Annotated in this window: 21 protein-coding genes; 13 read left to right on the forward strand and 8 right to left on the reverse strand. The window is 68.5% G+C overall.

What is annotated here, in order from left to right:
- Positions 1–194 precede the first annotated feature (194 nt).
- Both HMPREF2716_RS02615 and HMPREF2716_RS02620 read right to left on the reverse strand, forming a co-directional pair.
- Positions 195–1,502 carry an NtaA/DmoA family FMN-dependent monooxygenase gene (locus HMPREF2716_RS02615; protein WP_003104777.1) on the reverse strand — a complete coding sequence of 436 codons (1,308 nt, stop codon included), beginning with the start codon at positions 1,500–1,502 and terminating at the stop codon, positions 195–197.
- 67 nt (positions 1,503–1,569) lie between these two features.
- The gene (locus HMPREF2716_RS02620) at positions 1,570–3,654 is read right to left on the reverse strand and encodes a TonB-dependent receptor (protein ID WP_016263079.1); all 2,085 of its coding nucleotides are present in this window, start codon (positions 3,652–3,654) and stop codon (positions 1,570–1,572) included.
- A gap of 255 nt (positions 3,655–3,909) precedes the next feature.
- Here HMPREF2716_RS02620 and HMPREF2716_RS02625 point away from each other — a divergent pair, with 255 nt between their 5' ends.
- A complete protein-coding gene (locus tag HMPREF2716_RS02625; protein ID WP_003119004.1) occupies positions 3,910–4,698 on the forward strand; it encodes an IclR family transcriptional regulator in 789 nt (262 codons plus the stop codon).
- A gap of 6 nt (positions 4,699–4,704) precedes the next feature.
- Here the strand turns inward: HMPREF2716_RS02625 and HMPREF2716_RS02630 are convergent, their stop codons facing one another.
- Positions 4,705–5,502: an ABC transporter ATP-binding protein gene (locus HMPREF2716_RS02630; protein WP_023518036.1), complete on the reverse strand. Its 798-nt coding sequence runs from the start codon at positions 5,500–5,502 to the stop codon at positions 4,705–4,707.
- A 126-nt stretch (positions 5,503–5,628) separates the two neighbouring features.
- Between HMPREF2716_RS02630 and fepB the strand changes: the two genes are divergently transcribed.
- From fepB to HMPREF2716_RS02645, 3 genes are read left to right on the forward strand one after another with little or no spacing between them, the layout of a single operon-like run.
- The gene (fepB, locus tag HMPREF2716_RS02635; RefSeq protein WP_003093531.1) at positions 5,629–6,534 is read left to right on the forward strand and encodes a Fe2+-enterobactin ABC transporter substrate-binding protein; all 906 of its coding nucleotides are present in this window, start codon (positions 5,629–5,631) and stop codon (positions 6,532–6,534) included.
- Positions 6,535–6,564: 30 nt separating this feature from the next.
- Positions 6,565–7,587 carry a FecCD family ABC transporter permease gene (locus HMPREF2716_RS02640; RefSeq protein WP_003118181.1) on the forward strand — a complete coding sequence of 341 codons (1,023 nt, stop codon included), beginning with the start codon at positions 6,565–6,567 and terminating at the stop codon, positions 7,585–7,587.
- The gene (locus tag HMPREF2716_RS02645) at positions 7,584–8,615 is read left to right on the forward strand and encodes a FecCD family ABC transporter permease (protein ID WP_023518037.1); all 1,032 of its coding nucleotides are present in this window, start codon (positions 7,584–7,586) and stop codon (positions 8,613–8,615) included. The genes HMPREF2716_RS02640 and HMPREF2716_RS02645 overlap by 4 nt, the downstream gene beginning before the upstream one ends.
- A 10-nt stretch (positions 8,616–8,625) precedes the next feature.
- Here the strand turns inward: HMPREF2716_RS02645 and HMPREF2716_RS02650 are convergent, their stop codons facing one another.
- The gene (locus HMPREF2716_RS02650; RefSeq protein ID WP_003101310.1) at positions 8,626–9,342 is read right to left on the reverse strand and encodes an SDR family oxidoreductase; all 717 of its coding nucleotides are present in this window, start codon (positions 9,340–9,342) and stop codon (positions 8,626–8,628) included.
- A gap of 304 nt (positions 9,343–9,646) precedes the next feature.
- On the opposite strand from HMPREF2716_RS02650, the gene HMPREF2716_RS02655 reads away from it, so the two are divergent.
- Together HMPREF2716_RS02655 and HMPREF2716_RS02660 are read left to right on the forward strand one after the other, a co-directional pair.
- Positions 9,647–11,356 carry an amidase gene (locus HMPREF2716_RS02655; protein ID WP_003101313.1) on the forward strand — a complete coding sequence of 570 codons (1,710 nt, stop codon included), beginning with the start codon at positions 9,647–9,649 and terminating at the stop codon, positions 11,354–11,356.
- A 61-nt stretch (positions 11,357–11,417) separates the two neighbouring features.
- Positions 11,418–11,744 (forward strand): gamma-glutamylcyclotransferase family protein, encoded by a 327-nt coding sequence (locus HMPREF2716_RS02660; RefSeq protein WP_003093540.1) that lies wholly within the window; start codon positions 11,418–11,420, stop codon positions 11,742–11,744.
- A gap of 15 nt (positions 11,745–11,759) precedes the next feature.
- Here the strand turns inward: HMPREF2716_RS02660 and HMPREF2716_RS02665 are convergent, their stop codons facing one another.
- Positions 11,760–13,250 carry a MocR-like pyridoxine biosynthesis transcription factor PdxR gene (locus HMPREF2716_RS02665; RefSeq protein WP_003101316.1) on the reverse strand — a complete coding sequence of 497 codons (1,491 nt, stop codon included), beginning with the start codon at positions 13,248–13,250 and terminating at the stop codon, positions 11,760–11,762.
- A 131-nt stretch (positions 13,251–13,381) separates the two neighbouring features.
- Here HMPREF2716_RS02665 and HMPREF2716_RS02670 point away from each other — a divergent pair, with 131 nt between their 5' ends.
- The gene (locus HMPREF2716_RS02670; RefSeq protein WP_003101319.1) at positions 13,382–13,840 is read left to right on the forward strand and encodes a GNAT family N-acetyltransferase; all 459 of its coding nucleotides are present in this window, start codon (positions 13,382–13,384) and stop codon (positions 13,838–13,840) included.
- Between the two features lie 49 nt (positions 13,841–13,889).
- Here the strand turns inward: HMPREF2716_RS02670 and dkgB are convergent, their stop codons facing one another.
- A complete protein-coding gene (dkgB, locus tag HMPREF2716_RS02675; protein WP_003093545.1) occupies positions 13,890–14,708 on the reverse strand; it encodes a 2,5-didehydrogluconate reductase DkgB in 819 nt (272 codons plus the stop codon).
- A gap of 342 nt (positions 14,709–15,050) precedes the next feature.
- Here dkgB and HMPREF2716_RS02680 point away from each other — a divergent pair, with 342 nt between their 5' ends.
- Positions 15,051–17,459, forward strand: a complete 2,409-nt coding sequence (locus tag HMPREF2716_RS02680) for a TonB-dependent siderophore receptor (protein ID WP_003093547.1) — start codon at positions 15,051–15,053, stop codon at positions 17,457–17,459.
- Positions 17,460–17,523: 64 nt separating this feature from the next.
- Here the strand turns inward: HMPREF2716_RS02680 and HMPREF2716_RS02685 are convergent, their stop codons facing one another.
- On the reverse strand, positions 17,524–17,952 hold the full coding sequence (locus tag HMPREF2716_RS02685; protein ID WP_003101327.1) for an Rrf2 family transcriptional regulator: 429 nt from the start codon (positions 17,950–17,952) through the stop codon (positions 17,524–17,526).
- 80 nt (positions 17,953–18,032) lie between these two features.
- Between HMPREF2716_RS02685 and HMPREF2716_RS02690 the strand changes: the two genes are divergently transcribed.
- From HMPREF2716_RS02690 to xth, 3 genes are all read left to right on the forward strand, one after another.
- Positions 18,033–18,965, forward strand: coding sequence for an NAD(P)/FAD-dependent oxidoreductase (locus HMPREF2716_RS02690; RefSeq protein WP_003121894.1), 933 nt, complete (start codon positions 18,033–18,035; stop codon positions 18,963–18,965).
- 135 nt (positions 18,966–19,100) lie between these two features.
- Positions 19,101–19,664, forward strand: coding sequence for a type 1 glutamine amidotransferase (locus HMPREF2716_RS02695; protein WP_003118177.1), 564 nt, complete (start codon positions 19,101–19,103; stop codon positions 19,662–19,664).
- A 22-nt stretch (positions 19,665–19,686) separates the two neighbouring features.
- Complete coding sequence (xth, locus tag HMPREF2716_RS02700) at positions 19,687–20,487, forward strand: exodeoxyribonuclease III (RefSeq protein WP_003101332.1); 801 nt, start codon at positions 19,687–19,689, stop codon at positions 20,485–20,487.
- A 31-nt stretch (positions 20,488–20,518) separates the two neighbouring features.
- Here the strand turns inward: xth and HMPREF2716_RS02705 are convergent, their stop codons facing one another.
- Positions 20,519–20,917, reverse strand: coding sequence for a RidA family protein (locus HMPREF2716_RS02705; RefSeq protein WP_003101334.1), 399 nt, complete (start codon positions 20,915–20,917; stop codon positions 20,519–20,521).
- A 140-nt stretch (positions 20,918–21,057) separates the two neighbouring features.
- Here HMPREF2716_RS02705 and HMPREF2716_RS02710 point away from each other — a divergent pair, with 140 nt between their 5' ends.
- Positions 21,058–21,981 (forward strand): LysR family transcriptional regulator, encoded by a 924-nt coding sequence (locus tag HMPREF2716_RS02710; RefSeq protein ID WP_070621793.1) that lies wholly within the window; start codon positions 21,058–21,060, stop codon positions 21,979–21,981.
- A 532-nt stretch (positions 21,982–22,513) separates the two neighbouring features.
- Complete coding sequence (gene piv / locus HMPREF2716_RS02715; protein ID WP_023117183.1) at positions 22,514–23,902, forward strand: protease IV; 1,389 nt, start codon at positions 22,514–22,516, stop codon at positions 23,900–23,902.
- Positions 23,903–24,233 lie beyond the last annotated feature (331 nt).

Raw genomic sequence — 24,233 nt, forward strand, 5'->3', positions numbered from 1 at the left:
GCCCAGGCTGCGACCTGTCCGGATGATCCCCGGGGTACGACGGTATCTACGCCAAGGCAGAGGCTCCCTCGCCTGTACCACGCCCCACCGGTCGGATGGCGTGCTGCGATACAGCGGGCCCGTCAGGCGGCCAACCGCAGGCGGTCACTCGCTCGCCGTCGCCGCCAGGACGCGGCCGTCGCCGGCCCTTTCCATCATTCCTCTGCCAGGTGCCCGGCGAAGGTAGTGGCGCTGTAGCGCTCGCGGAACAGCCCCTTCTCCACCAGGCGCGGCACCACCTGTTCGAGGAACAGCCGCAGCGAGCCGACCGAGCCTCCCGGCGCGGCGATGAAACCGTCCATGGCGCCGGCGGCGGCCCAGTCGACGATCTGCTCGACGGCATCGTCCACCGTACCGATGACCTGCCAGTGCGCCGCGGAAACCACCTCGGGGCGCAGCAGCAACTGGTCCAGGCGTAACGTCTCGCGCTCGATCAGGCGCCGCAGCAAGTCGGTGTGGGTGCGGCTGCCGGGGTTGGCCACCGGCGGCGGCAGGTCGGCCGCGGAAATCGGCCGGTCCAGCGGCCAGTCGCTGAGGTCGAGGCCGAGCATCTGCCTGATCGTGGCAAACTTGCGCGCGCGGTCCAGGCGCGCGTGGGTCTGCATGAAGATTTCCCGCGCCTCCTCGCGGCTCTCCGCCAGGTACAGGCTGAAGCCCGGCAGCAGGCGCACGTCGCGCGGCGAGCGACCGTGGCGTTCGGCGCGGCGGGAAAGGTCGCGGCGCAGTTCCAGGGCAGCCTCCTTGTCCGGGGTCGGCGCGAACACCAGGTCGGCCACCGAGGCGGCGAAGTCGCGCCCGCTCTCGGAGGCGCCGGCCTGCACCAGGGGAATCCGCGCCTCGCCGAAGGCCGGCAGGTTGAGCGGTCCCTTGACCTTGAGGAATTCGCCGTCGTGGTCGACCGGGTGCACCCGGGAAACGTCGGCGTAGCGGCCGCTCTCGCGGTCGACCAGGAGTGCCTCGCGGGGGAAGCTGTCCCACAGGTCGTGCACCAGCCGGGTGAACTCGGCGGCGCGCGCGTAGCGCTGCTCCGCATCGGGCATCGCGTCCAGGCCGAAGTTCTCGTGGCCCTGCAGCGCGGTGACGATGTTCCAGCCGGCGCGGCCGTTGCTGATCCAGTGCAGCGATTGCAGCTGCCGGGCCACCACGTAGGGCGGATAGAACGTGGTGGAGACCGTCGACACCAGGCCGATCCGCGAGGTTTCGCGGGCGACCGCGGCAAGCAGTACGGTGGGATCCAGGCTGGCGAAGCCGGAGCCGGTCTCCAGCACGTCCAGTGGCAGGCTGCTGACGTCCGGGCGAAACACGAAGTCGAGGTGGGCGGCTTCGGAGCGCCTGGCGATGTCGACGGCGAAATCGCTGCCGAAGATGCCTTCGATATTGCTGTCGGGGCGCCGCCAGGCATCGCCGCTGAGCCAGGTGGGGGCCAGCGACATGCCGATGTGCAGGCGTTTCGGGGTACTCATCGTGCCAATCTCCTGTATGGGCTCTGGGGCTGGGCCGGCCCTGCGCGGGGCCGGCTTCTCGGGGCGCCTAGAAGGTGCCCTTGATGCCGATGCCGAGGGTCCGCGGCTGCGTCATGCTCGCCTCGATGCCGCCGATCCCCCGGTTTTCCTGCATGTAGGTGGGCGAGCGGTCGTCGAACACGTTCTTCACGTAGCCATAGAGCTGCACCTGGTCGTTGAAGCGGTAGCTGGCGCGGGCGTCGGTGAGGGTGTAGGCCTTGATCGAGTAGGCCTTGGTGTTGGCGGTGTCCGAGTAGTAGCCGTCCAGGTAGCGCACCTGGGCGTTCAGGTTGAGGCGCTCGGTGACGTCCCAGCTCGGTCCGAAGCTGAGGGTATAGCCCGGCGAGCGGGCGAACTCGTTGTGCTCGTAGCCGGTATTGCCGGACATCTCGTCGATCCGGGTGCGTAGCACGCCGGCGCTGGCCTTCAGCCGCAGGTCGTCGCGCAGGCGATAGTCGAGGTCCAGCTCCATGCCGTAGGCGTGGGCCTTCTCGGCGTTGATGGTGTACGACTGCGCCACCCCCGGCGAAACCACCACCGGGATGTTGTACTGGGCGTCCTTGAAATCCATGAAGAACAGGTTGCCGTTCAGCAGCAGGCGGCCGTCGAGCAGGCTGGCGCGGGTGAACAGTTCGTAGTTCCAGATGGTTTCTTCCTTGAAGTAGGCCCAGTTGCGGGTGGTCAGGTTGAGCGACACGCCGCCGGGGTTGTAGCCGCGGCTGACCAGGCCGCCGACGGTCCAGTCCGGGGTCGCGGCGAAGGCCAGGGAGACTTTCGGCAGGAAGGCCGAGAAGGTCTTCTGGTAGTCCAGCGGACGCGGCGCCAGCACCGAGTTGCCGCTGCGCTCGATGCGATCCTCCTGGTAGCGCAGGCCGGTGGTCAGGGTCCAGCGGTCGCTCAGGCGGTAGTTCAGCTCGCCGAACACACCGAGGTTCTTCTTCGTGTCGTCGAAGGCCGACAGCCCGCGCAGGTGCAGTGTCTCGTCGGTGCGGGTGCGGGCGTAGTAGACCCCGCCCATGCCGCTGATCCGGTCCTCCTGCTCGCCGAAGCTGACCCGCGATTCGTTGGAGGCGTTCTTCTGGCGGATGTCGGCGTCGCCCTCGCCGCCCGCGCCGGTGGTGCGGTGCACCGAGGACAGCGAGTACTGCGCCTGGTTGAACAGGCGGATGCCGTTGTCGAGGTCATAGGCGACGTCGAGGATGCTGGTGTTGGTGTCCTGCTCCCAGCTGGGCATGGTGGTCGAGCGATGGTCGAGCTTGTCGAACGGGCGGGTCGCCGCTTCCTGGGTCGGGCGATTGCTGTCGTTGTGGGAGAAGGTGAACTTGCTCTCCAGGCCCGGAATTCCGCTGGGCAGCCAGAGCAGCTTGGCGCGCGCGTTGAGGGCGCGGAAGTCCTGGTCGGTGCCGCTGTCCTGGAACTTCGGGTTGTCGTAGTCGATGAAGGTGTCGCGACCCGCGTAGTCCACCGCCAGGCGCCCGGCGAAGTCCTGCGCCAGCGGGCCGGACACTGCGATCGAGCTGCGCCGCGAATGGTAGCTGCCGATCTCCGCCTGGTAGGCAGCCTCGGGGCTGAAGGTCGGGTCCTTGGTGTTGACGATGATCGCCCCGGCGATGGCGTTGGCGCCCTGGGAGGTGGTCTGCGGGCCGCGGAACACCTCGATGCTGTCGACGTCCCAGACCGAGGTCGCGCCGAAGAACATCTCGTTGTAGTTCAGGTAGTGGCCATCGAGGTTGATCGTCGCCCGCGGCACTGTGCCGCCCCAGAACACGTTCTGCCCGTTGTTCGGGCCCTGGGTGTCCTGGCCGCGGATGATCGGCGCGCCCACCGAGTCGGTGTAGACCACATTGGGACTGCCATTGATCACCTCGGCGACCGAGGCGTTGCCGGTCTGCTTGCGGTCGATGTCGCGGGCGCTGGTGAGCGATACCGAGGACGCCGTGTCCTTCAGCGAGCGTTCACGTTTCTCGCCGGTCACGACCAGCGCCTCGAGGGCGGCGGGTTCGTCCTCGGCGAGCGGGTTTTCCCGGGCCAGTGCCGATGGCGAGGCGAGCAGGGTGGACAGCGTGACGACGCCGATTCCCCGGTTGAGCGTGCGGTGCGTGCGGGCGTTCAAGGATCTTCTCCAAATGGGAATGACTCTCTTTTCCATTCAGGCTATCACGCCACCAGAATATTCCTCAATGGGGAATAGATTCCTCATTGCGAAATATGAAATCTCCTACACCCGTCCCTTCCGCGGCGCCCCACCGCCCCGGGGAATCGGTATCATGGGCGCCGCCCGCGCCACCGCAGCGCGGACCGAAGCCTATGGATCAACCGTGGTGAGGAGACCGAGCCGTTGAATACTTCGCAGCCCCCGGCGGACGAGATGCCGGACGCCCCGGGCGAAAAGCGCTCCGGCACCATCCAGTCGGTGTCCATCGCCGCGCGCTTCCTGAAGACCCTGGCCAACGCCGAAGGCGAGCTGGCCCTCGGCGAAGTGGCCCGGCGCACCGGCACCGGCGGCTCCACCGCGCACCGCTACCTGCAGAGCCTGGTGAAGGAAGGCCTGGCCCGCCAGGACCCGCTCAGCGGTCTCTACGACCTCGGGCCGGCGGCGCTGAGCATCGGCATAGGCGCGCTGAAGCGGATCGACGCGGTGGATATCGCCGCCCGCCACATGAAGGCCCTGGCCCAACGGCATGCCGCCAGCGGCGGGGTGGCGATCTGGACCGAGCGCGGCCCGACCCTGGTGCGCTGGTACCGCAGCGCCTATTTCTCGATCAACCCGCTGGCCCTGGGCGATATCCTGCCCATCGACAATACCGCTTGCGGCCTGGTGTTCCAGGCCTTCCTGCCGAAGGCCGTGGTCGACGCCGCGCGCAAGCAGCAACCGGCGCACTTCCGCGGCAGCCCGCCGAGCCGCGCGCTGCTCGACGAGGTGCGTGAGCGCTGCTGGGCCGAACTGACCAGCCACCTGCTGTCGAATGTCACCGGCCAGGCGGCGCCGGTGTTCGACGCCCAGCAGGAGATCGTCTGCGCCATGACCACGGTGACCGATCTCGGCCAGTTGCAGTCGGCGGAAGACCGCGACGCGCTGTTCCACGAGGCGCTGCAGGTCAACCAGTCCACCGGTGGCCTGGTACTCCACCCCGGCATGCGGCCGCCGCCGCGCTGAGCCACCTCAGCCCGGCGCGTCGGCGGCGATCCCGCGCGGCACCAGCAGCGGCGTGCCGCTGACCGGGTCGGCGATGATCAACGAGCGCAAGCCGAACACCTCCTCCACCAGACGCTCGGTGAAGATATGCGCCGGCGCGCCCTCGGCGAGGATCGCGCCGTCACGCATGGCGATCAGGTGCGAGGCATAGCGGCAGGCCTGGTTGAGGTCGTGCAGCACGGCGACGATGGTGCGCCCCTGGCGATTCAGCTCGGCGAGCAGTTCGAGCAATTCGATCTGGTGGACGATATCCAGGTAGGTGGTCGGCTCGTCGAGCAGCAGCAACGGGGTTTCCTGCGCCAGCACCATGGCGATCCACACGCGTTGCCGCTGGCCGCCGGAGAGCGCATCGAGCGGTCGCTCGGCCAGGCCGTCGACCCGCGTGGCGCGTAACGCCGCCGCTACCGCGCGCTCATCCGCCGGCGACCACTGGCGCAGGAACGACTGGTGCGGATAGCGCCCGCGCGCCACCAACTCGGCCACCGTGATGCCATCCGGCGCCAGCGCGCTCTGCGGCAGCAGGCCGAGACGCCGCGCCACTTCCCGTCCCGGCAGGCTGTGGATATCCCTGCCGTCCAGCACCACCCGGCCCTCGGCCGGCGCCAACAGGCGCGACAATGCCGCCAGCAGGGTCGACTTGCCGCAGGCGTTGGGCCCGACGATCACACTGAACGAACCCTCGGGGATGGCCAGCGAGAGATTCCGCGAAACGGTCCGCGCGTCGCGGCGCAAGGTCATGGCGTCCGCGTGCAGGCGATGGGTCATGGGAGGTTCCTGGATAAGAATGGCTCGAATATGTGGAATCGATTCTACATTATGGAATAGACTGCATGAGAAGCATTATCATATGAATCCGTCCGCCCGGCTTCCCCTACAGCGAAAACAGCCTTCATGCCGACCCGCCGCCGCTCCGCCCTGCCGTTACTCGCCCTCGCCCTGAGCCTGTTCGCCACCCTCGCCGCGGCCGGGGAGCCGAAGCCGGCGCGGATCGTCTCCACCACCCCGAGCGTCACCGGCATCCTGCTGGCGATGGACGCACCGCTGGTGGCCAGCGCCGCCACCACGCCAAGTCGCCTGACCGACGCCAAGGGCTTCTTCTCGCAATGGGCGAAGGTCGCCGACCAACGTGGCGTCGAGGTGCTCTACCGCAACCTGCGCTTCGACATCGAAGCGGTGATCGCCCAGGATCCGGACCTGCTGGTCGCCTCCGCCACCGGCGCCGACAGCGCCGCGCCATACCGTGCGGAGCTGGAGGCGCAGGGCGTACCGACGCTGGTGGTCGACTACTCGAAACACAGTTGGCAGGAACTGGCTACCGAGCTGGGCCGGCACACCGGCCTGGAACGCCAGGCGCAGGCCGCCATCCAGCGCTTCGACGCCTACACCGCCGAAGTCGCCGCGGCCATCGCGCCGCCGCAGGGCCCGGTCAGCGTGGTCGGCTACAACATCGCCGGCAGCTATTCCATCGGCCGTCAGGCCAGCCCCCAGGCACGCCTGCTCGAGGCCCTCGGCTTCCAGGTGGCGGAACTGCCGGAGGCGCTGGCGGGCAAGGTGACGCGCGCCTCGGACTTCCAGTTCATCTCGCGGGAAAACCTGCCCGCCGCCATCGCCGGCGACAGCGTGTTCCTGCTCGGCGCCAGCGACGACGACGTGCAGGCGTTCCTCGCCGACCCGGTGCTGGCCAACCTGTCGGCGGTCCGCGAAAAGCGCGTGTACGCCCTGGGCCCCAGTTCCTTCCGCATCGACTACTACTCGGGACGGCAGATGATCGACAACGTCGCCCGCCATTTCCGCTGAGCCATGCGCCCGTTCGCCGGAAGTCCGCTCATGCAGGCGTCCCCGATGCGCCGCCGGCGCCTGCGCGCCTGGGGCCTGCTCGCCGGCGCGCTGCTGCTCGCGCTGGCGGCCCTGGCCAGCCTGGCGCTGGGCTCGCGGCCGGTGCCCCTGGCGGTCACCCTGGACGCCCTGCAAGCCGTCGATCCGCACGATGATCGCCACCTGGTGGTACGCGAACTGCGCCTGCCACGCACCCTGGTGGCGCTGCTGGCCGGCGCGGCGCTGGGAGTGGCCGGCGCGCTGATGCAGGCGCTGACGCGCAATCCGCTGGCCGAACCCGGCCTGCTGGGGATCAACGCCGGCGCGGCGCTGGCGGTGATCGTCGGGGTCGCGCTGTTCGACCTGGCGAGCATGGGCCAGTACCTCGGTTGCGCCTTCCTCGGCGCCGGCCTGGCAGGCATCGCCGTATTCCTTCTCGGCCAGGCCCGCGAGACCGGCACCAACCCGGTGCGCCTGGTGCTGGCGGGTGCCGGCTTGTCGGTGATGCTCGCCTCGCTGACCGGGATCATCGTGCTGAACGCCCCGCCGGAAGTCTTCGACCGCTTCCGCCACTGGGCCGCCGGCTCGCTTTCCGGCAGCGGCTTCGCCCTGCTCGGATGGCCGGGCCTGGCCATCGGCGCCGGGCTGGCCGCCGCCTTCGCCCTCGCCGCCAGGCTCAATGCCCTGGCCCTGGGCCAGGAGATCGGCCGGGCGCTCGGCGTCGACCTGCGCCTGACCTGGCTGCTCGCCTGCCTGGCGGTGATGCTGCTGGCCGGCGCGGCGACCGCCCTGGCCGGGCCGATCGCCTTCGTCGGCCTGGTCGCCCCACACCTCGCGCGACTGCTGGCCGGACCGGACCAGCGCTGGATCCTGCCTTTCTCGGCGCTGATCGCCGCCGGCCTGCTGCTCGGCGCCGACATCCTCGGGCGGCTGCTGGCGGCGCCGGCGGAGATCGCCGCCGGAATCGTCGCTTTGCTGCTCGGCGGACCGGCCTTCATCGTCCTGGTCAGGCGCTTCCGCCTGAGCCGCCTGTGAACGGTCTCCACGCCCTGCGCCTGGGCTCCCTGTCGCTGCGTTGGCGGCCACGGGCGGCGCTGGCCTGCCTGGTCCTCGCGGGGGTCGGACTGGCGCTGGCGGCGGCGCTGCTGGGGACCGGCAGCCTGGCGCTGGGCCCGGCAGAGGTGTTCGCCAGCCTGCTCGGCCAGGGCCAGGACCCCACCGCCCAGCGCATCGTCCAGCGCGTACGCCTGCCACGGGTGCTCACCGCCTGCCTGGTCGGCGCCGCGCTGGGCATGGCCGGGGCGATCTTCCAGTCGATCTCGCGCAATCCGCTGGGCTCGCCCGACGTCATCGGTTTCACCACCGGCGCCGCCAGCGGCGCCATCGTGCAGATCATCCTGTTCGATGCCGGCCCGCTGGCCACCTCGCTGGCGGCGCTGGCCGCCGGCCTCTGCACGGCGCTGGCGGTGGTGCTGCTGGCGCGCCGGGGCGCCACCGCCGGCGGCTACCGCCTGGTGCTGGTGGGCATCGGTGTCGGCGCCAGCCTGTCGGGTCTGAACAGCCTGCTGCTGGTCACCGGCAACCTCGACCAGGCGATGTACGCCCAGCTCTGGCTGGCCGGCTCGCTGAACACCCGGACCTGGTCGCACGTCGTCCCGGCAGCGCTGGGCCTGCTCGCCAGCATGCCGCTGGCGCTGTACCACGGTCGTCGCCTGGAAGTGCTGGAGCTGGGCGATGCCAGCGCCGCCCAGCTCGGCGTGGCGGTGGAGCGCGTGCGCTTGCAGATGGTCCTGGTCGCCGTCGGCATGACCGCCATCGCCACCGCCGCGGCCGGCCCCATCGCCTTCATCGCCCTGGCCGGCCCGCAACTGGCCCGGCGCCTGACCCACTCGGCCGGGGTGCCGTTGCTGTCCGGCGCATTGATGGGCGCGGTCCTGCTGCTGGCCGCCGACCTGCTCGGCCAGCGCCTGGCATACGTCGCCAACCTGCCGATCGGCCTGATGACCGGCCTGCTCGGCGGTTTCTACCTGCTCTGGCTACTGCTGCGCAGCCGCCGGATCTGAAGCCCCGGCCTCAACGACCGCCCAGGCTGCCGCCGCCGTCGACACCGATCACCTGGCCGGTGACGAACGAAGCGCCCTCGCTGAGCAGGAACTCGATCAGCGCGGCCACTTCGTCCGGCCGCCCGAGCCGCTGCATGGGGATGGTCGAGAGAATCCGCCGTTCCTCCTCGCCGCCGACCGGGCGGGTCTGGCGGAACAGCTCGGTCTCGATCGGCCCGGGCGCCACCGCGTTGACCGTGATGCCCAGCGGCGCCAGCTCCAGCGCCCAGGTGCGAGTCACCCCGACCAGCGCGCTCTTCGCCGCGGCGTAGGCGGTGCGTTCGCGGGCGCCGTGGATCGCCCGGCTGCACAGGTTGACGATGCGGCCCGCCGGCGAACGCTTGAGCCCCGGCAGGCAGGCCTGGGCAAGCTGCACGGCGACCCGCACGTTGAGGTCGAAGACCTGTTGCAGAGCGGCCAGGTCGAGGTTCTCCAGGCTTTGCGGCAAGGCGATCCCGGCGTTGTTGACCAAGGCATCCACGGCGCTTTCCGAGAGCAATCCGCGCAGCGTCTCGGCGGTTTGCGCAGGATCGGCCAGGTCGCAGCACAGCAGACGTCCAGGAAAGTCGTCGCTCGCATGGCGGGCGATGCCCACTACACTCCAGCCGGAGGCCGCCAAGCGCCTGGCCAGGGCCAGGCCGATGCCACGGGTGGCGCCGGTGACCAGCGCGGTACGATGATTCGTCATGACGATTCCCCTGTGTGAAATGGTCCCCCCGACGCCGCACCTTACGCCTCGCCGGCGGCCGGCGACAGCCCGCGGACTTTCTCCGACGCCGCGCTTCGGCGGCAACCCCAGACACTGGCCAGGACCTGCGAGGCCGTTGCCGCGCCCCGCCAGGGAAGCCGCGAGCGCCGGCCAGGATGTACACTGCATCCCCTGTATCGACCCGGCCGCCTCGCGGCCCCCGTCGCAGCAAGCAGAGAACAAGAGGAACGATGATGAGCGTCGCTAACGGTCTCCCCGTCTCCATTCGCCAGGCGGTGACAGCATGATCGAGGTCACCGAGGTTTCCATCGCCGAGCTGCGTGACGCGCTCGAGTCCGGTCGTACCACGGCGGTCGAACTGGTCCAGGCCTACCTGGCGCGGATCGACGCCTACGATGCACCCGGCACGCCCACCGCGCTGAACGCGGTGGTGGTGCGCAATCCCGATGCGCTGGCCGAAGCGCAGGCCTCCGACGCCCGCCGGGCGCGTGGCGAGCCCCTCGGTCCGCTGGACGGCATTCCCTACACCGCCAAGGACAGCTACCTGGTCAAGGGCCTCACCGCGGCTTCCGGCAGCCCGGCGTTCAAGGACCTGGTGGCCCAGCGCGATGCCTTCACCGTCGAGCGCCTGCGCGCCGCCGGGGCGATCTGCCTGGGCAAGACCAACATGCCGCCCATGGCCAACGGCGGCATGCAGCGCGGCGTCTACGGCCGCGCGGAGAGCCCGTACAATGCCGCCTACCTCACCGCGCCCTTCGCCTCGGGGTCCTCCAATGGCGCCGGCACCGCCACCGCGGCCAGCTTCGCCGCCTTCGGCCTGGCCGAGGAAACCTGGTCGAGCGGGCGCGGCCCGGCGTCGAACAACGGCCTGTGCGCCTACACCCCTTCGCGCGGGGTGATCTCGGTGCGCGGCAACTGGCCGCTGACGCCGACCATGGACGTGGTGGTGCCCTATGCGCGGAGCATGGCCGACCTGCTGGAAATCCTCGACGTAGTGGTCGCCGACGATCCCGATACTCGCGGCGACCTCTGGCGCATGCAGCCCTGGGTGCCGATCCCCAAGGCCTCCGAGGTACGCCCGGCGAGCTACCCGGCCCTGGCCGCAGGCGCCGAGGCCCTGGCCGGCAAGCGCTTCGGCGTGCCGCGCATGTTCATCAACGCCGACCCCGATGCGGGCACCAGCGAGTCCCCCGGGATCGGCGGCCCGACCGGCCAGCGCATCCATACCCGGCCCTCGGTCATCGCCCTCTGGGAACAGGCGCGCAAGGCCCTGGAAGCCGCCGGCGCCGAAGTGATCGAGGTGGACTTCCCGCTGGTGTCGAACTGCGAAGGCGACCGACCCGGCGCGCCCACCGTGTTCAACCGCGGCCTGGTGTCGAAGGAATTCCTCCACGACGAGCTGTGGGAACTCTCGGCCTGGGGCTTCGACGACTTCCTGCGCGCCAATGGCGATCCGAAGCTGAACCGCCTGGCGGATGTCGACGGCCCGCAGATCTTCCCCCACGACCCCGGCACCCTGCCCAACCGCGAGGGCGACCTGGCCGCCGGCATGGACGAATACGTGCGGATGGCCGAGCGCGGCATAAAGCCCTGGGACCGGATCGCGACCCTCCCCGATGGCCTGCGCGGCCTCGAGGAAACCCGGCGGATCGACCTCGAGGAGTGGATGCGACGCCTGCGCCTCGACGCCGTGCTCTTCCCCACCGTCGCCGACGTCGGCCCGGCGGACGCCGACGTCAACCCGGCCTCGGCCGACATCGCCTGGAGCAACGGTGTCTGGGTCGCCAACGGCAACCTCGCCATCCGCCACCTCGGCGTGCCGACGGTCACCGTACCGATGGGGGTGATGGCCGACATCGGCATGCCGGTGGGCCTGACCTTCGCCGGCCGCGCCTACGACGACTCGGCGCTGCTGCGCTTCGCCGCGGCCTTCGAGTCGACCGGCTCGCGGCGTATCGTGCCGCCGCGTACTCCACCGCTGGCAAGCAAGTGAAAGGCGCGGGCGGAAGGCTTCGCGTCTTGCGCCCACGCTCTTCCGTTCAAGGGAGTTATCGATGCAGCGACTCTTCGTCTACGGCAGCCTCGGCCCCGGCCGTCCCAACGAACACCTGATGCAGAAGATCGGCGGGCAATGGCAGGCGGCCAGCCTCCGCGGTCGCCTGCTGGAAAAGGGCTGGGGTGCCGGGATGGGCTTTCCGGGCCTGGCGATCGACGCCGACGGCGAGGAAATCCACGGCCATGTATTCGTCTCCGACCGCCTCGCCGAGCACTGGCCCGCGCTGGATGAATTCGAAGGCACCGAATACCGGCGCGTGGCGACCCGGGTAACGCTGGCCGACGGCGCCCAGGTCGATGCCTACGTCTACGCCCTGCGCGACTGAGCGCTTGCCGGCGGCCTAGGGATTCGCACGCAAACCGCGCAGGGTCTTCGCGAGGACCCCGACCGCCGCCTCCAGCTCGTCCGTGGTGTAGGCGGCGAAGCCCATCAGGAAACCCGCTCGCGGTGGCGCGGCGAGATGCAGGGCGCTGAGCCCGACCAGCTCGACACCGGCGCGGTATGCCGCCGCGATGGCGCGCGTTTCGTCGATTCCCGCGCAAAGCAGCCCGGGCATCTGTAGCCCGCCGGCCGGCACGCGCGGCTCGACCAGGCCGCCCAGACGCTTGCCCACCCGCTCCGCGAGGAATCCCAGGCGCTCGCCGTAGAGATTGCGCATGCCGCGCACATAGGCGCCGAAATGGCCGCCGGCGATGAAGCGCGCCAGGGTCAGTTGCGCCAGCGAGGCGTTGTGCCCGTCCTGCAGGGAGCGGGCGACGGTCATCGGCGCCACCAGCGCCGGCGGCAGGACCATGTAGCCGATGCGCAGGCCGGGAAACAGCGACTTGGTGAACGTGCCGATGTAGAGCGTCCGCTCGTGGGCGTCCAGGCCTTGCACGCAGGCGGTGGGCCGGCCGGCGTAGTGGAACTCGCTGTCGTAGTCGTCCTCGATGATCCATGCCTGCTGCCGCTGCGCCCATTCGATCAGCGCCAGGCGGCGCTCCAGCGACAGGGTCACGCCGGTCGGGTAATGGTGCGACGGGGTCAGGCACAGCGCCCGCGCCGCCTGCGGCTGGGCGAGGATCGGCTCGGGCCGCAGGCCCTGTTCGTCGACCGGGACCGGCAGGCACTCTAGGCCTGCGGCCTCGAAGGCCTTGCGCGCGCCGTAGTAGGCCGGGTCCTCGACGAATATCCGCTCGCCGGCGTCGAGCAGCACGCTGGCGCAAAGACCCAGCGCCTGTTGCGAACTGGTCAGCACCAGTACCCGGTCGGCCGTGGCCCGTGCGCCACGCTCCAGGTTGACGTAGTCGGCGATCGCCTGGCGCAGCGGTTCGGCACCCTGCGGGTCGCCATGGGTCAGGGCGCGCGCGCCGTATTCCTTGAGGACCTGGCGCTGCAGGCGCTCCCAGGTCGCCAGGGGAAAGGTGCGGGTCTCCGGCACGCCGGGAGCGAAGGGGCGCGGGACGAGCTGCTCGCGAACCCCGCCGCCAGCCTGCATCGCCTCGCCACGCCGGCTCAGTCGCGGCGCGCCGCCGCCCCGTCGTGGAGCGCCCGCGCCGCGCCGGCCGGGGGACAGCCGGGTAGCCGCGGCGACCACGCTGCCGCTGCCGACCCGACGCTCGATGAAGCCCTCGGCATGCAGGTGCGAATAGGCCGCTTCGACGGTGTCGCGGGATACCCCCAACGACTGCGCCAGCGCCCGCGAGGCCGGCAACGGATTGCCCGGCGCCAGCGCACCGTCGAGGATCAGTTGGCGGATCGCGCGCTGGATTCGCGCATGCAGCGGCAGGGCCTGGAGCTGTGGATGGAGGAGGCGCGCCTTGACCGACTCGAGCAGTGACTGCCTGAACAAATGGTCTGCCCTCGATTATCTAATTGGTGGGGTATGGCAAGCCATTAGGCGGCTATAAAAACAGCCGGGTCAAGACCCTCGGTCCCGGCCTCCGCCGGATCGCCCCATCAAGCCAAAGAAGGAAGCACTGGATGCAATCCCTGCACACACTGGTATCGGTACGCCCCGTGGCACACGAGGACTTCGAGCAGTGGCTCGAATACTGGAAGGCCTACCAGGCGTTCTATGAAGTCGAACTCTCGGCACAGGCCACCGAGGCCACCTGGCGGCGCTTCTTCGACGAGGGCGAACCGATGCACTGCGCCGTGGCCAGCGACGGTAGCCGCCTGCATGGCATCGTCAACTTCCTCTACCACCGCTCGACCTGGGCGGCACAGGACGTCTGCTACCTGGAAGACCTCTATGTCTCGCCCGACGTGCGCGGCCAGCAGATCGGCAAGCAGTTGATCGAGTACGTCCGCCGGCAGGCCGAGGAACGTCGCTGCGCGCGGCTCTACTGGCATACCCAGGAAAGCAACCACAGGGCGCAGCGCCTGTACGACTGGGTGGCGGACAAGCCGGGCGTGATCGAATACCGCATCGAGCTCTGAACCGACCGCGCGACCGGAGCCTCGGCGCGGCGGACCCTCGACGCGGTTCTCAGTCCCAGGCCGGCGCCAGGCCCTGCGGACTGACCTCGCGGCCGTTACGCTCGAGGCCGGCGATGCGCGCCATGTCCTCGGCGTCCAGGCGCAGGTCGCGCGCCAGCAGGTTGCTGGCGAGGTTCTCGCGGCGGGTCGAGGACGGAATCACCGCGTAGCCCAGTTGCATCGCCCAGGCCAGCGCCACCTGGGCGACCGTGGCCCGGTGCCTGGCGGCTATCCCGGCCAGCGTCGGGTCCTTCAGCACCTTGCCGTAGGCCAGGGTCATGTACGAGGTGACCGCGATGCCCTGCTCCTCGAGGTAGGCGGTCAGCGCGCGGTTCTGCAAGTAAGGGCTGAGTTCGATCTGGTTGGTGGATATCTCGCCCGCACCGACCGCGGCGATGGCCTGGCGGGTCAGTTCGATGTTGAAGTTGGAGACGCCGATCCGCCGGGTCAGGCCCAGGGACTTGGCTTCCGCCAGCGCCGCCATGTACTCCGCCAGCTCGACGCCGTTGCCGGGTGCCGGCCAATGGATCAGGACCAGGTCCAACCGGTCGGTGCGCAGTTTCTCCAGACTCTCGCGCAGGCTGGCGAGCAGCTTTTCGCAGGCGTAGTTGTCGACCCAGACCTTGGTGGTGAGGAACAGCTCGGAACGCGGTACGCCGCTCTCGGCGATCGCGCGGCCGATATCCGCCTCGTTGCCGTAGATCTGCGCGGTATCGATGGCGCGATAACCCAGCTCGAGGGCGCTGCGCACCGAGTCGACGACGACCTGGCCGGTGAGGCGGAAGGTGCCGAGACCGAAGGACGGGAGGGGGTGGATGGTGGAAGACATGGCTGCGCTCCGTGGGCGGGATGACTCGAAGGAAGCGCAGTGTGGCGGCTTACATCTCTTCGATTAAGGCCCGAATCGAGCAAATTCATTTGCGTTGGAATCACGAATCCAGGCGGCCTTCACGGGAGGTATCCAGCGGAAATTCCCGCCAGCCGCTGGCAGAACGCAGTTCATCGGATTCCCGCGAATACTACTGATAACGATAATCTATATCATTTACTCCATTTTTACATTTACATACACTTGCCCCGCCGCGAATTCCTACGCCGGTTTCCCACATAAACAAGAAACGCAGCCGGTCGCGCCAACGGCCTGCCTGCGCCGCCATCCAGGACACTGCAGATGAAACACGTCGTTTCCAGTGCGTTATTGCTCGGTCTCTCCTCGCTTTCCCTGGCCGCCCAGGCCGCTCCCATCGCCCTTGACCTTCCCGCCCAGCCCCTGGCCGCATCCCTCGAGCAATTGCAGGGCGCCAGCGGCCTGCGCATCCGTTTCGACCGCGCGGCCGTGGCCGACCGGCGCGCACCGGCCCTACGCGGCACGCTGGAGCCAAGCGAGGCACTGCAGCGTCTGCTCGCAGGTTCCGGACTGAGCGGGGAGGTACGGGGCGGCGACGCCTGGGTCGAGGCCGCGGCGACAGGTGCCGGCATCGCCCCCGGCGACAGCGTCGACCTCGGCGCGCTCAGCGTGGTCGCCACCCAGGACCCGGCCACCGCCGCCATCACCGAAGACAGCGGCTCCTACACCACGCGGGCGATGCGCACCTCGACCAAGCTGGCGATGTCGATCCGCGAGACCCCTCAGTCGGTCAGCGTGGTCACCCGCCAGCGCATGGACGACCAGGGCATGCGCGACCTCAACGACGCGGTGAAGGGCGTCACCGGCCTCACCGTGCAACAGTACGGGCCGGCCCGGGTGAAGTACGCGGCGCGCGGCTTCGACGTCGACAACATCATGTACGACGGCCTGCCGACGAGCATTTCCACCTATACCCAGGACGTCATTTCCGCCGCCGACCTGGCCATGTTCGACCGCGTCGAAGTGGTGCGCGGCGCCACCGGACTGATGCAGGGCGCAGGCAACCCGGCGGCGGCGATCAACATGGTGCGCAAGCGTCCGACCCAGGACTTCCGCGCCTCCCTGCAAGGCAGCGTCGGCACCTGGGACCGCTATCGCAGCGAGGCCGACGTTTCCGGCCCGCTGAACAGCGAAGGAACCCTGCGCGGCCGCGCGGTGGTCGCCTACCAGAAAGGCAACAGCTTCCAGGACCACGTCAGCAGCGAACGCGGCGTGTTCTACGGGATCGCCGAAGCCGACCTGAGCCCGGACACCACCTTCGCCATCGGCGCCTCGAACCAGAACGACAACCGCAACGACAACTGGGTAGGCCTGCCCAGCCCGCTGGGCGGCCGCCACCTGGACCTCAAGCGCTCGTCCTATTACGGCGCCGACTGGTCCTACTGGGATACCGACACCACCCACCTGTTCAGCGACCTGACCCACCGCTTCGCCAACGGTTGGCAGATGAAGCTGGCCGCCGACAAGCTGTGGGCGCGAATCAACATGCTCGGGCTGTACAACGACTGCTACTACTCGACCACCGGCTGCGCCAGCATGACCCAGAACCCCGGCGACTACAGCTACACCGACGACCACGACAGCTATGACGCCTATGCCAACGGTCCCTTCCAGTTGCTCGGCCGCGAGCACGAGCTGGTGGTCGGCGCCAGCTATCGCCAGGAACGCTTCGACGGCCACGGCGGCTGGGGCAGCCTGTTCAACAAGGACGGCACCCCCACCGGGCCGATGGACCCGACCCAGTGGGACCCGAGCTCGACTCTCAAGCCGAGGCTGAACACCAGCCTGTGGGGCATGAAGCTCGACCAGGAACAGAAAGGCGCCTACCTCACCACCCGGTTGAACCTCGCCGACCCGCTGAAAGTGATCCTCGGCGGGCGCCTGGACTGGTACAAGGCCGACGCCGATACCGACAGCTACAAGGTCACCCGCAACGTCACCCGCTATGCCGGGGTGATCTACGACCTGAACCAGACCTACTCGGTCTACGCCAGCTATACCGACATCTTCAAGCCGCAGAGCAACTTCGACGCCGGCGGCGGCCTGCTCGACCCGATCACCGGCAAGAACTACGAGATCGGCCTGAAGGGCGAACACTTCGGCGGCGCGCTCAATTCGCAGATCGCGCTGTTCCAGATCGACCAGGAAAACCGCGCCACCGAGGACGTCGGCGGCCCCTCGCCATGCCCCTTCAGCCCCACCTCGCGCTATTGCTCGCGCGCTTCGGGCAAGGTCCGCAGCCAGGGCGTCGACCTGGAGCTGAGCGGTGCGCTGAGCGACGACTGGCAGATGATGGCCGGCTATACCTACGTCGACGCCAAGTACAAGCACGACAGCAACAAGGCCAACGAGGGCAAGCCATTCGACGCGGCCAAGCCACGCCACCTGTTCAAGCTCGCCACCAGCTATACGCTACCCGGCGAACTGCACAAATGGCGCGTCGGCGGCGACCTGGCCACCCAGAGCAAGACCGAGGACAGCAGCACCGGTTTCCAGCAGGGCGGCTACACCGTGGTCAACGCCATGCTCGGCTACAAGGTCAACGAACGGATCGACACGCGGCTGAACTTCAACAACCTGTTCGACAAGTACTATTACAGCGGCATCGACTTCGGCAACCTCAACTACGGCGAGCCGCGCAACCTGATGTTCACGGTGAAGTACTCGCTCTGATCCCGGACCGCCGGCGTGCCTCCGCAGGCGCGGCGGCGGTGTCCGAACGGCCCTTCGAGGCGCCTCAGCAGGGCCGATAGCGGCGCTCGAACTCGCTCGCCAACTGCTCCAGCGTGACGCTCCCCAGGCGCTCCAGGAGCAACGCCTGCGCCGCCTCGAACGCCTCGCCGAGCGCTTCGTTGACCGCCTGCTCGACCAGGCATTCCGGATGATCGGTAGACAGGCCGATGGCGAAGATCGAGGACGCTCCCAGCGCCTGGTGGATATCCAGCAAGGTGATGTCCGCCAGCGGCTTGGCCAGCCGCCAACCGCCGCGATGGCCCTTCTCCGAACTCACGTAGCCTTCGTTCTTCAGCAGCGCCATGGTCCGTCGCACCACCACCGGGTTGGTGCCGAGCATCTGCGCGATGGCTTCGGAAGTCGCCGGCCCTTCGTGGCGGGCCATATGGATCAGCACATGGAGCATGCGCGAGAGGCGGGTGTCGTTTCTCATGAACGGCGGGCTCGTGACGGAAAGACCATGAGTATGTCTCGCTACAGAAAAAGTTACGAGAGCGTTGACAAGCGCATCTCATGAAACTTACGTTGTTGCGTGACTATCCGAATGGGAGATACGCCATGACTTTCGACGTGATCATCGTGGGCGGCAGCTACGCCGGCATCTCCGCGGGCATGCAACTGGCGCGGGCGCGGCGCAGGGTGCTGGTGATGGATACGGGACTGCGACGCAACCGCTTCGCCCGGGCCTCCCACGGCTTTCTCGGCCAGGACGGCCGCGATCCGGCGGCCATCGCCGATGACGCCCGCGCGCAGTTGCTGGCCTATCCCAGCGTCGAGTGGCTGTCCGAAGCCGCCGTCGCGGCGAAGAAGGAGGCGGACGGTTTCGTGGTGAAGGCCGCCAACGGAGAACGTTTCACCGCGCGCCGGCTGATCCTCGCCAGCGGGGTCGCCGACGAGCTGCCGGAGATCCCCGGTCTTGCCGAGCGCTGGGGACGGCACGTGTTCCATTGCCCGTATTGCCACGGCTACGAACTGGACGGCGGGCCGATTGGCGTACTGGCGGCCTCACCGCTGGCCATCCACCACGCCCTGATGTTGCCCGACTGGGGAGCGACCACCTTTTTCCTCAACGGCGTCTTCGAACCGGATGCCGAGCAAATGTCCAGGCTGGACCGGCGCGGCGTGACGATCGAGCGCGAAGCCGTGGTCGCGCTGGGCGGCGCGCGCGCCGACGTGACCCTGGCCAGTGGCCGCACGATTACGCTCGCGGGGTTGTTCACCCAGCCGCGTACGCGCATGGCCAGCCCGCTGGCGGCGTTGCTCGGCTGCGAGTTCGAGGACGGCCCGAGCGGGCCGTTCATCAGGACCGACGGCATGCGCGAAACCAGCGTTCCCGGCGTCTTCGCCTGCGGCGACGCGGCGCTGGCGGCCGGCAACGTCGCCATCGCGGTGGGCGACGGCGCGCGCACCGGTGGCGCGGCGCATCATTCGCTGCTGTTCCGCTGACGCCGGAGGCTGACAGGCCAAGGATCCGGCCCACCGCCCGGCAAATCTTTCGAACTCCCCGGCGCTCCAGCTTTCCACTCTCCTGCATGTCACGCCACGGCGCCCGCCACGGGCGCCCCAGCAGAGGAGAAAACCATGAGCGCGAAGCTGCAAGGCAAGAACGTCCTGGTCATCACCGCCAACACCGGCATCGAGCGCGACGAGCTGCTCGAACCGCTGAAGACCCTGAAGCAACAGGGCGCCACGGTCACCCACGCGACCATCGAGGGCGGCGAAGCGCAGACCTGGGTGCACGACAGCGAGAAGGACCTGATCGTCAATTCCGACGCCAGGCTGCAAGGCCTGCGCGCCGAGGACTACGACTTGCTGCTGGTCCCCGGCGGCACGGTGAATGCCGACACCCTACGCCAGGACAGCGAGGCCCGGCGCCTGGTCAGGGAATTCAGCGACGCAGGCAAGACGGTCGCCGCCATCTGCCACGGCCCCTGGCTGCTGATCGACGCCGGTGTCGCCCGCGGCAAGACCCTGACCTCCTATTCCAGCGTGCGTATCGACCTGACCAACGCCGGCGCGGACTGGGTCGACACGCGGGTGAAAGTCTGCCCGGCGAACGGCTGGACCCTGATCACCTCGCGCAACCCGGGTGACTTGCAGGCGTTCAACGAAGCCATCGGCGAAGCCCTGCAGGCGGCCGCCTGATCGTCATTCGCGGAGGCGACCGGTGGACACCCTGAAGATCGCCACCTTCAACGTCAACGGCATCCAGACCCGGCTGGCCGCGCTGCTGGCCTGGCTGGAGCGGGAAGCGCCGGACATCGTCTGCCTGCAGGAACTGAAAACGCCCGACGCGCGCTTCCCCGCCGCGGCGCTGGAGAAGGCCGGATACGGCGCGATCTGGCAGGGCCAGTCGGCGTGGAACGGCGTCGCCATCCTCGCCCGCGACAGCCAGCCGCTGGAGGTACGCCGCGGCCTGCCGGGCAACGCCAGCGATCCCCACAGCCGCTACCTCGAAGCGGCCGTCGACGGCCTGCTGGTGGCCAGCCTGTACCTGCCCAATGGCAATCCCCAGCCGGGACCGAAGTTCGACTACAAGCTGGCCTGGTTCGAGCACCTCATCCGACACGCCGCCGAGCTGATGGAGAGCGGCCATCCGGTGGTGCTGGCCGGCGACTTCAACGTGGTGCCCAGCGACTTCGATATCTACGACACCCGCTCCTGGAAAAAGGACGCCCTGCTCCAGCCGGAGTCCCGCGAGTGCTTCGAGCGCCTCCTGCGGCAGGGCTGGGTGGACGCGCTACGCCAGCGTTTCCCCGACCGGCGCCTCTATACCTTCTGGGACTACTTCCGCCAGCACTGGCAACGCGACGCCGGGCTGCGCATCGACCACCTGCTGCTCAGCGCCAGCCTGGCGGACCACCTGGAAGACGCCGGGGTGGATCGCTGGGTGCGCGGCGAGGAGCACGCCAGCGACCACGCGCCGGCCTGGGTAAGCCTGCGGCGTCCCTCAGAGCCCCGGCGCTAGCCGAGCTGGCCCCGGCACTGCGCATCGGCTCTCACCGCCCCTCCGGCAACCTCGCCACCACCTTGATCTCGAAGCTGAAGCCATACAGCCAGTTCACCCCCACCGCCGTCAGCGTGGGGTACGGCGCCTCGCCCCAGTACTCCGGGACGATCTTCCAGATGCGCTCGAAGTTGGCCTCGGCGTCGACCATGAACACGGTGACGTCGAGCACATCGTCGAACCCGCAACCGGCCGCGGCGAGCACCGCATTCAGATTGTCGAAGGCGCGGCGGACCTGGGTCTCCAGCTCGGGTTCGGGAGAGCCGTCGTCGCGGCTGCCGACCTGGCCGGAGACGAACAGCAGGCCGTCGCTGCGGACCGCCGGGGAATAGCGGTTGCGCTCGTAGAGGGCCTGGCGGCCGGCGGGGAAAACCACGTCGCGTACAGTCATGCGATACCTCCATCCTGGGGCTCCCGGCCCCGTCATCGTCGATGGAAGAACGGTAAGGTCGTGCGCGCCGTGGATAAACGCGCAACCCTGGCCATGACTGTTTGTAGAATCCAAACAATCCCCGACGACCCGGAGTCCCGATGGACCGTTTCGATGCGATGCAGGCCTTTGCCCGTGTGGTGGATACCGGCAGCTTCACCAAGGCGGCGGAGACGCTGCACATGAGCCGCACCAGCGTCACCCAGTTGGTCCAGCAACTGGAAGCGCGGCTGCGGGTACGCCTGCTCAACCGCACCACGCGCAAGCTCAACCTGACCGCCGACGGCGCCGCCTACTACGAGCGGGTGGTACGCCTGCTGGCGGAACTGGACGATGCCGAGACCAGCCTCTCCAGCGCCGCCCTGGCGCCCCGCGGGCGTCTCCGGATCGACGTACCGAGCCCGCTGGCGCGGCTGCTGCTGATCCCGGCGTTGCCCGAGTTCCATGCGCGCTATCCGGAGATCCAGATCGACCTGGGCGTGAGCGATCGGCTCGTCGACCTGATCGACGAGAACGTCGATTGCGTCATCCGCGGCGGCGAACTGCGCGACCAGTCGCTGATGGCGCGGCGGGGCGGCGACCTGCAACTGGGGGTCTACGCGGCACCGGCCTACTTGCAGCGCGCCGGCGTGCCGAGCCACCCGCGCGAACTGGAGGACAGCCACCAGCGTATCGTCGGCTTCCTCTGGGCGCGCACCGGCAAGGCCCTGCCCTACGCCATGCGCAGGGGCGAGGAAAGCCTGCGGGTGGCGGGCCGCCATGTGCTGGCGGTGGACGACGGCAACGCCTACCTGGCGGCCGGGCTGGCCGGCCTGGGCATCCTCTGGCTGCCGCACTACATGGCGCGTGAGCCCCTCGCCCGCGGCGAGCTGCTGCCGCTGTTCGAGGACTGGAGCCTGGAGCCGATGCCGCTGTACCTGGCGTTCCCGCCGAACCGCCACGTCAGCGGCAAGCTGCGGGTGTTCATCGAGTGGGTCGCCGAACTGATCGCGCGGCATGCGCCGCCGTTGCATCCGCCGCTCTGAAACAAAGACGGAGGCGTATCCTGGAAAACCCTGGAGTAATGGTAAGCGGCCAGGGCTCTATATATGCCCCGCGATTATAAAGATGACTGATACGACCATAAGCCGGATATCCTGGAATTCAACCAAGCCGACATCGGAACGGTTTCCGAGCGATGAATGAAAGATTCACCCAGCCTTATATTCGGCAGTGGTCAAACCGGATAACTTGAAAATCCGGATTTCGTTAACCCGATCACATCGATAGATGCACCAGCAAAGCACTCGCGCACTACACCCTGCACCTCTCTGAAGCAAGCCGAAGGCTCTATAGCGGCACTCCAGACCAAACTTTAGTTGGTAGAGAGAGCACTCCAACATCAATGACAAGTGAGGGGAATAGCTATCTATTCTGCTATCCATAAACGCTTCTTCATATTTAATAGCTAGCAGAAACGAATATAAAAAATATTTGAACGACTCCGTCACCCCTGCATATCTTTCGCCACGCGAACGATTAAGGAAGTTGCCCTCCCCAAACTGAAGGAGTCGATTCATGCATAAGAGAACGTACCTGAATGCATGCCTGGTTCTCGCGCTGGCTGCGGGCGCGAGCCAGGCCTCGGCCGCGCCCGGTGCGAGCGAAATGGCTGGCGACGTCGCCGTGCTCCAGGCCTCCCCGGCGAGCACCGGCCACGCCCGCTTCGCCAACCCCAACGCGGCGACCTCGGCGGCCGGCATCCACTTCGCCGCGCCCCCCGCCCGCCGCGTGGCCCGCGCCGCGCCGCTGGCGCCGAAACCGGGTACGCCGCTGCAAGTGGGCGTGGGCCTGAAAACGGCGACTCCGGAAATCGACCTGACAACCCTCGAATGGATCGACACTCCGGACGGGCGCCACACCGCGCGCTTCCCGATCAGCGCTGCGGGGGCCGCCAGCCTGCGCGCCGCGATTCGCCTGGAAACCCGCAGCGGCTCGCTGCCCGACGACGTGCTGCTGCACTTCGCCGGCGCCGGCAAGGAAATCTTCGAGGCCAGCGGCAAGGACCTCTCGCTCAACCGTCCCTACTGGAGCCCGGTCATCGAGGGCGATACCCTGACCGTCGAACTGGTGCTGCCGGCCAACCTGCAACCGGGCGACCTGCGCCTGTCGGTACCCCAGGTATCGTATTTCGCCGACTCCCTGTACAAGGCCGGCTACCGCGACGGCTTCGGCGCCAGCGGCAGCTGCGAGGTGGATGCGGTCTGCGCGACCCAGAGCGGCACACGGGCCTACGACAACGCCACCGCAGCGGTGGCGAAGATGGTCTTCACCAGCTCGGCGGACGGCGGCAGCTACATCTGCACCGGCACCCTGCTGAACAACGGCAACTCGCCCAAGCGCCAGTTGTTCTGGTCGGCCGCGCACTGCATCGAGGACCAGGCCACCGCCGCGACGCTGCAGACCATCTGGTTCTACAACACCACCCAGTGCTACGGCGACGCCTCGACCATCAACCAGAGCGTCACCGTGCTGACCGGCGGGGCGAATATCCTGCACCGCGACGCGAAGCGCGACACCCTGCTGCTGGAACTCAAGCGCACTCCGCCGGCCGGCGTGTTCTACCAGGGCTGGAGCGCCACGCCGATCGCCAACGGCTCGCTCGGCCATGACATCCACCATCCGCGCGGCGACGCCAAGAAGTACTCGCAGGGCAACGTCTCGGCAGTGGGCGTCACCTACGACGGGCATACCGCCCTGACCCGCGTCGACTGGCCGTCGGCGGTGGTCGAAGGCGGCTCGTCCGGCTCGGGCCTGCTGACCGTCGCCGGCGACGGCTCCTACCAGCTGCGCGGTGGCCTGTACGGCGGCCCCTCGTACTGCGGCGCGCCCACCTCACAGCGCAATGACTACTTCTCCGATTTCAGCGGCGTCTATTCGCAGATCTCCCGCTACTTCGCGCCCTGAGGCCAGCCAGGCTATCGATCGCGCACCGGCGGATAACCGCGCAGCGGTTATTCGCCCTACGCCCGGATTGGCGCCTGGAAGTGCGGCTTCTTTCGTCGTCCGGGACAGGTAGGGCGCATAACGCCAACGGCGTTATCCGCCGTTTATCCCGCGCAGCGGTTATCCGCCCTACGCCCGGATTGGCGCCTGGAAGTGCGGCTTCTTTCGTCGTCCGGGACAGGTAGGGCGCATAACGCCAACGGCGTTATCCGCCGTTTATCCCGCGCAATGGTTATTCGCCCCACGCCCGGATTGGCACCTGGAAGTGCGGCTTCTTTCGTCGTCCGGGACA

It is taken from the genome of Pseudomonas sp. HMSC076A11 (assembly GCF_001810205.1).
Classification (GTDB): domain Bacteria; phylum Pseudomonadota; class Gammaproteobacteria; order Pseudomonadales; family Pseudomonadaceae; genus Pseudomonas; species Pseudomonas aeruginosa.

Excerpts from the sequence above, each read along its gene's own strand:
- HMPREF2716_RS02655 (WP_003101313.1), top strand. The coding sequence starts at position 9,647 with ATGATCGAGGTCACCGAGGTTTCCATCGCCGAGCTGCGTGACGCGCTC.
- HMPREF2716_RS02660 (WP_003093540.1), top strand. The coding sequence starts at position 11,418 with ATGCAGCGACTCTTCGTCTACGGCAGCCTCGGCCCCGGCCGTCCCAAC.
- piv (WP_023117183.1), top strand. The coding sequence starts at position 22,514 with ATGCATAAGAGAACGTACCTGAATGCATGCCTGGTTCTCGCGCTGGCT.
- HMPREF2716_RS02710 (WP_070621793.1), top strand. The coding sequence starts at position 21,058 with ATGGACCGTTTCGATGCGATGCAGGCCTTTGCCCGTGTGGTGGATACC.
- HMPREF2716_RS02680 (WP_003093547.1), top strand. The coding sequence starts at position 15,051 with ATGAAACACGTCGTTTCCAGTGCGTTATTGCTCGGTCTCTCCTCGCTT.
- HMPREF2716_RS02695 (WP_003118177.1), top strand. The coding sequence starts at position 19,101 with ATGAGCGCGAAGCTGCAAGGCAAGAACGTCCTGGTCATCACCGCCAAC.
- HMPREF2716_RS02650 (WP_003101310.1), bottom strand. The coding sequence starts at position 9,342 with ATGACGAATCATCGTACCGCGCTGGTCACCGGCGCCACCCGTGGCATC.
- HMPREF2716_RS02615 (WP_003104777.1), bottom strand. The coding sequence starts at position 1,502 with ATGAGTACCCCGAAACGCCTGCACATCGGCATGTCGCTGGCCCCCACC.
- HMPREF2716_RS02625 (WP_003119004.1), top strand. The coding sequence starts at position 3,910 with ATGCCGGACGCCCCGGGCGAAAAGCGCTCCGGCACCATCCAGTCGGTG.
- fepB (WP_003093531.1), top strand. The coding sequence starts at position 5,629 with ATGCCGACCCGCCGCCGCTCCGCCCTGCCGTTACTCGCCCTCGCCCTG.
- HMPREF2716_RS02690 (WP_003121894.1), top strand. The coding sequence starts at position 18,033 with ATGAAACTTACGTTGTTGCGTGACTATCCGAATGGGAGATACGCCATG.
- HMPREF2716_RS02685 (WP_003101327.1), bottom strand. The coding sequence starts at position 17,952 with ATGAGAAACGACACCCGCCTCTCGCGCATGCTCCATGTGCTGATCCAT.
- HMPREF2716_RS02630 (WP_023518036.1), bottom strand. The coding sequence starts at position 5,502 with ATGACCCATCGCCTGCACGCGGACGCCATGACCTTGCGCCGCGACGCG.
- dkgB (WP_003093545.1), bottom strand. The coding sequence starts at position 14,708 with ATGTCTTCCACCATCCACCCCCTCCCGTCCTTCGGTCTCGGCACCTTC.
- HMPREF2716_RS02705 (WP_003101334.1), bottom strand. The coding sequence starts at position 20,917 with ATGACTGTACGCGACGTGGTTTTCCCCGCCGGCCGCCAGGCCCTCTAC.
- HMPREF2716_RS02670 (WP_003101319.1), top strand. The coding sequence starts at position 13,382 with ATGCAATCCCTGCACACACTGGTATCGGTACGCCCCGTGGCACACGAG.
- HMPREF2716_RS02640 (WP_003118181.1), top strand. The coding sequence starts at position 6,565 with ATGCAGGCGTCCCCGATGCGCCGCCGGCGCCTGCGCGCCTGGGGCCTG.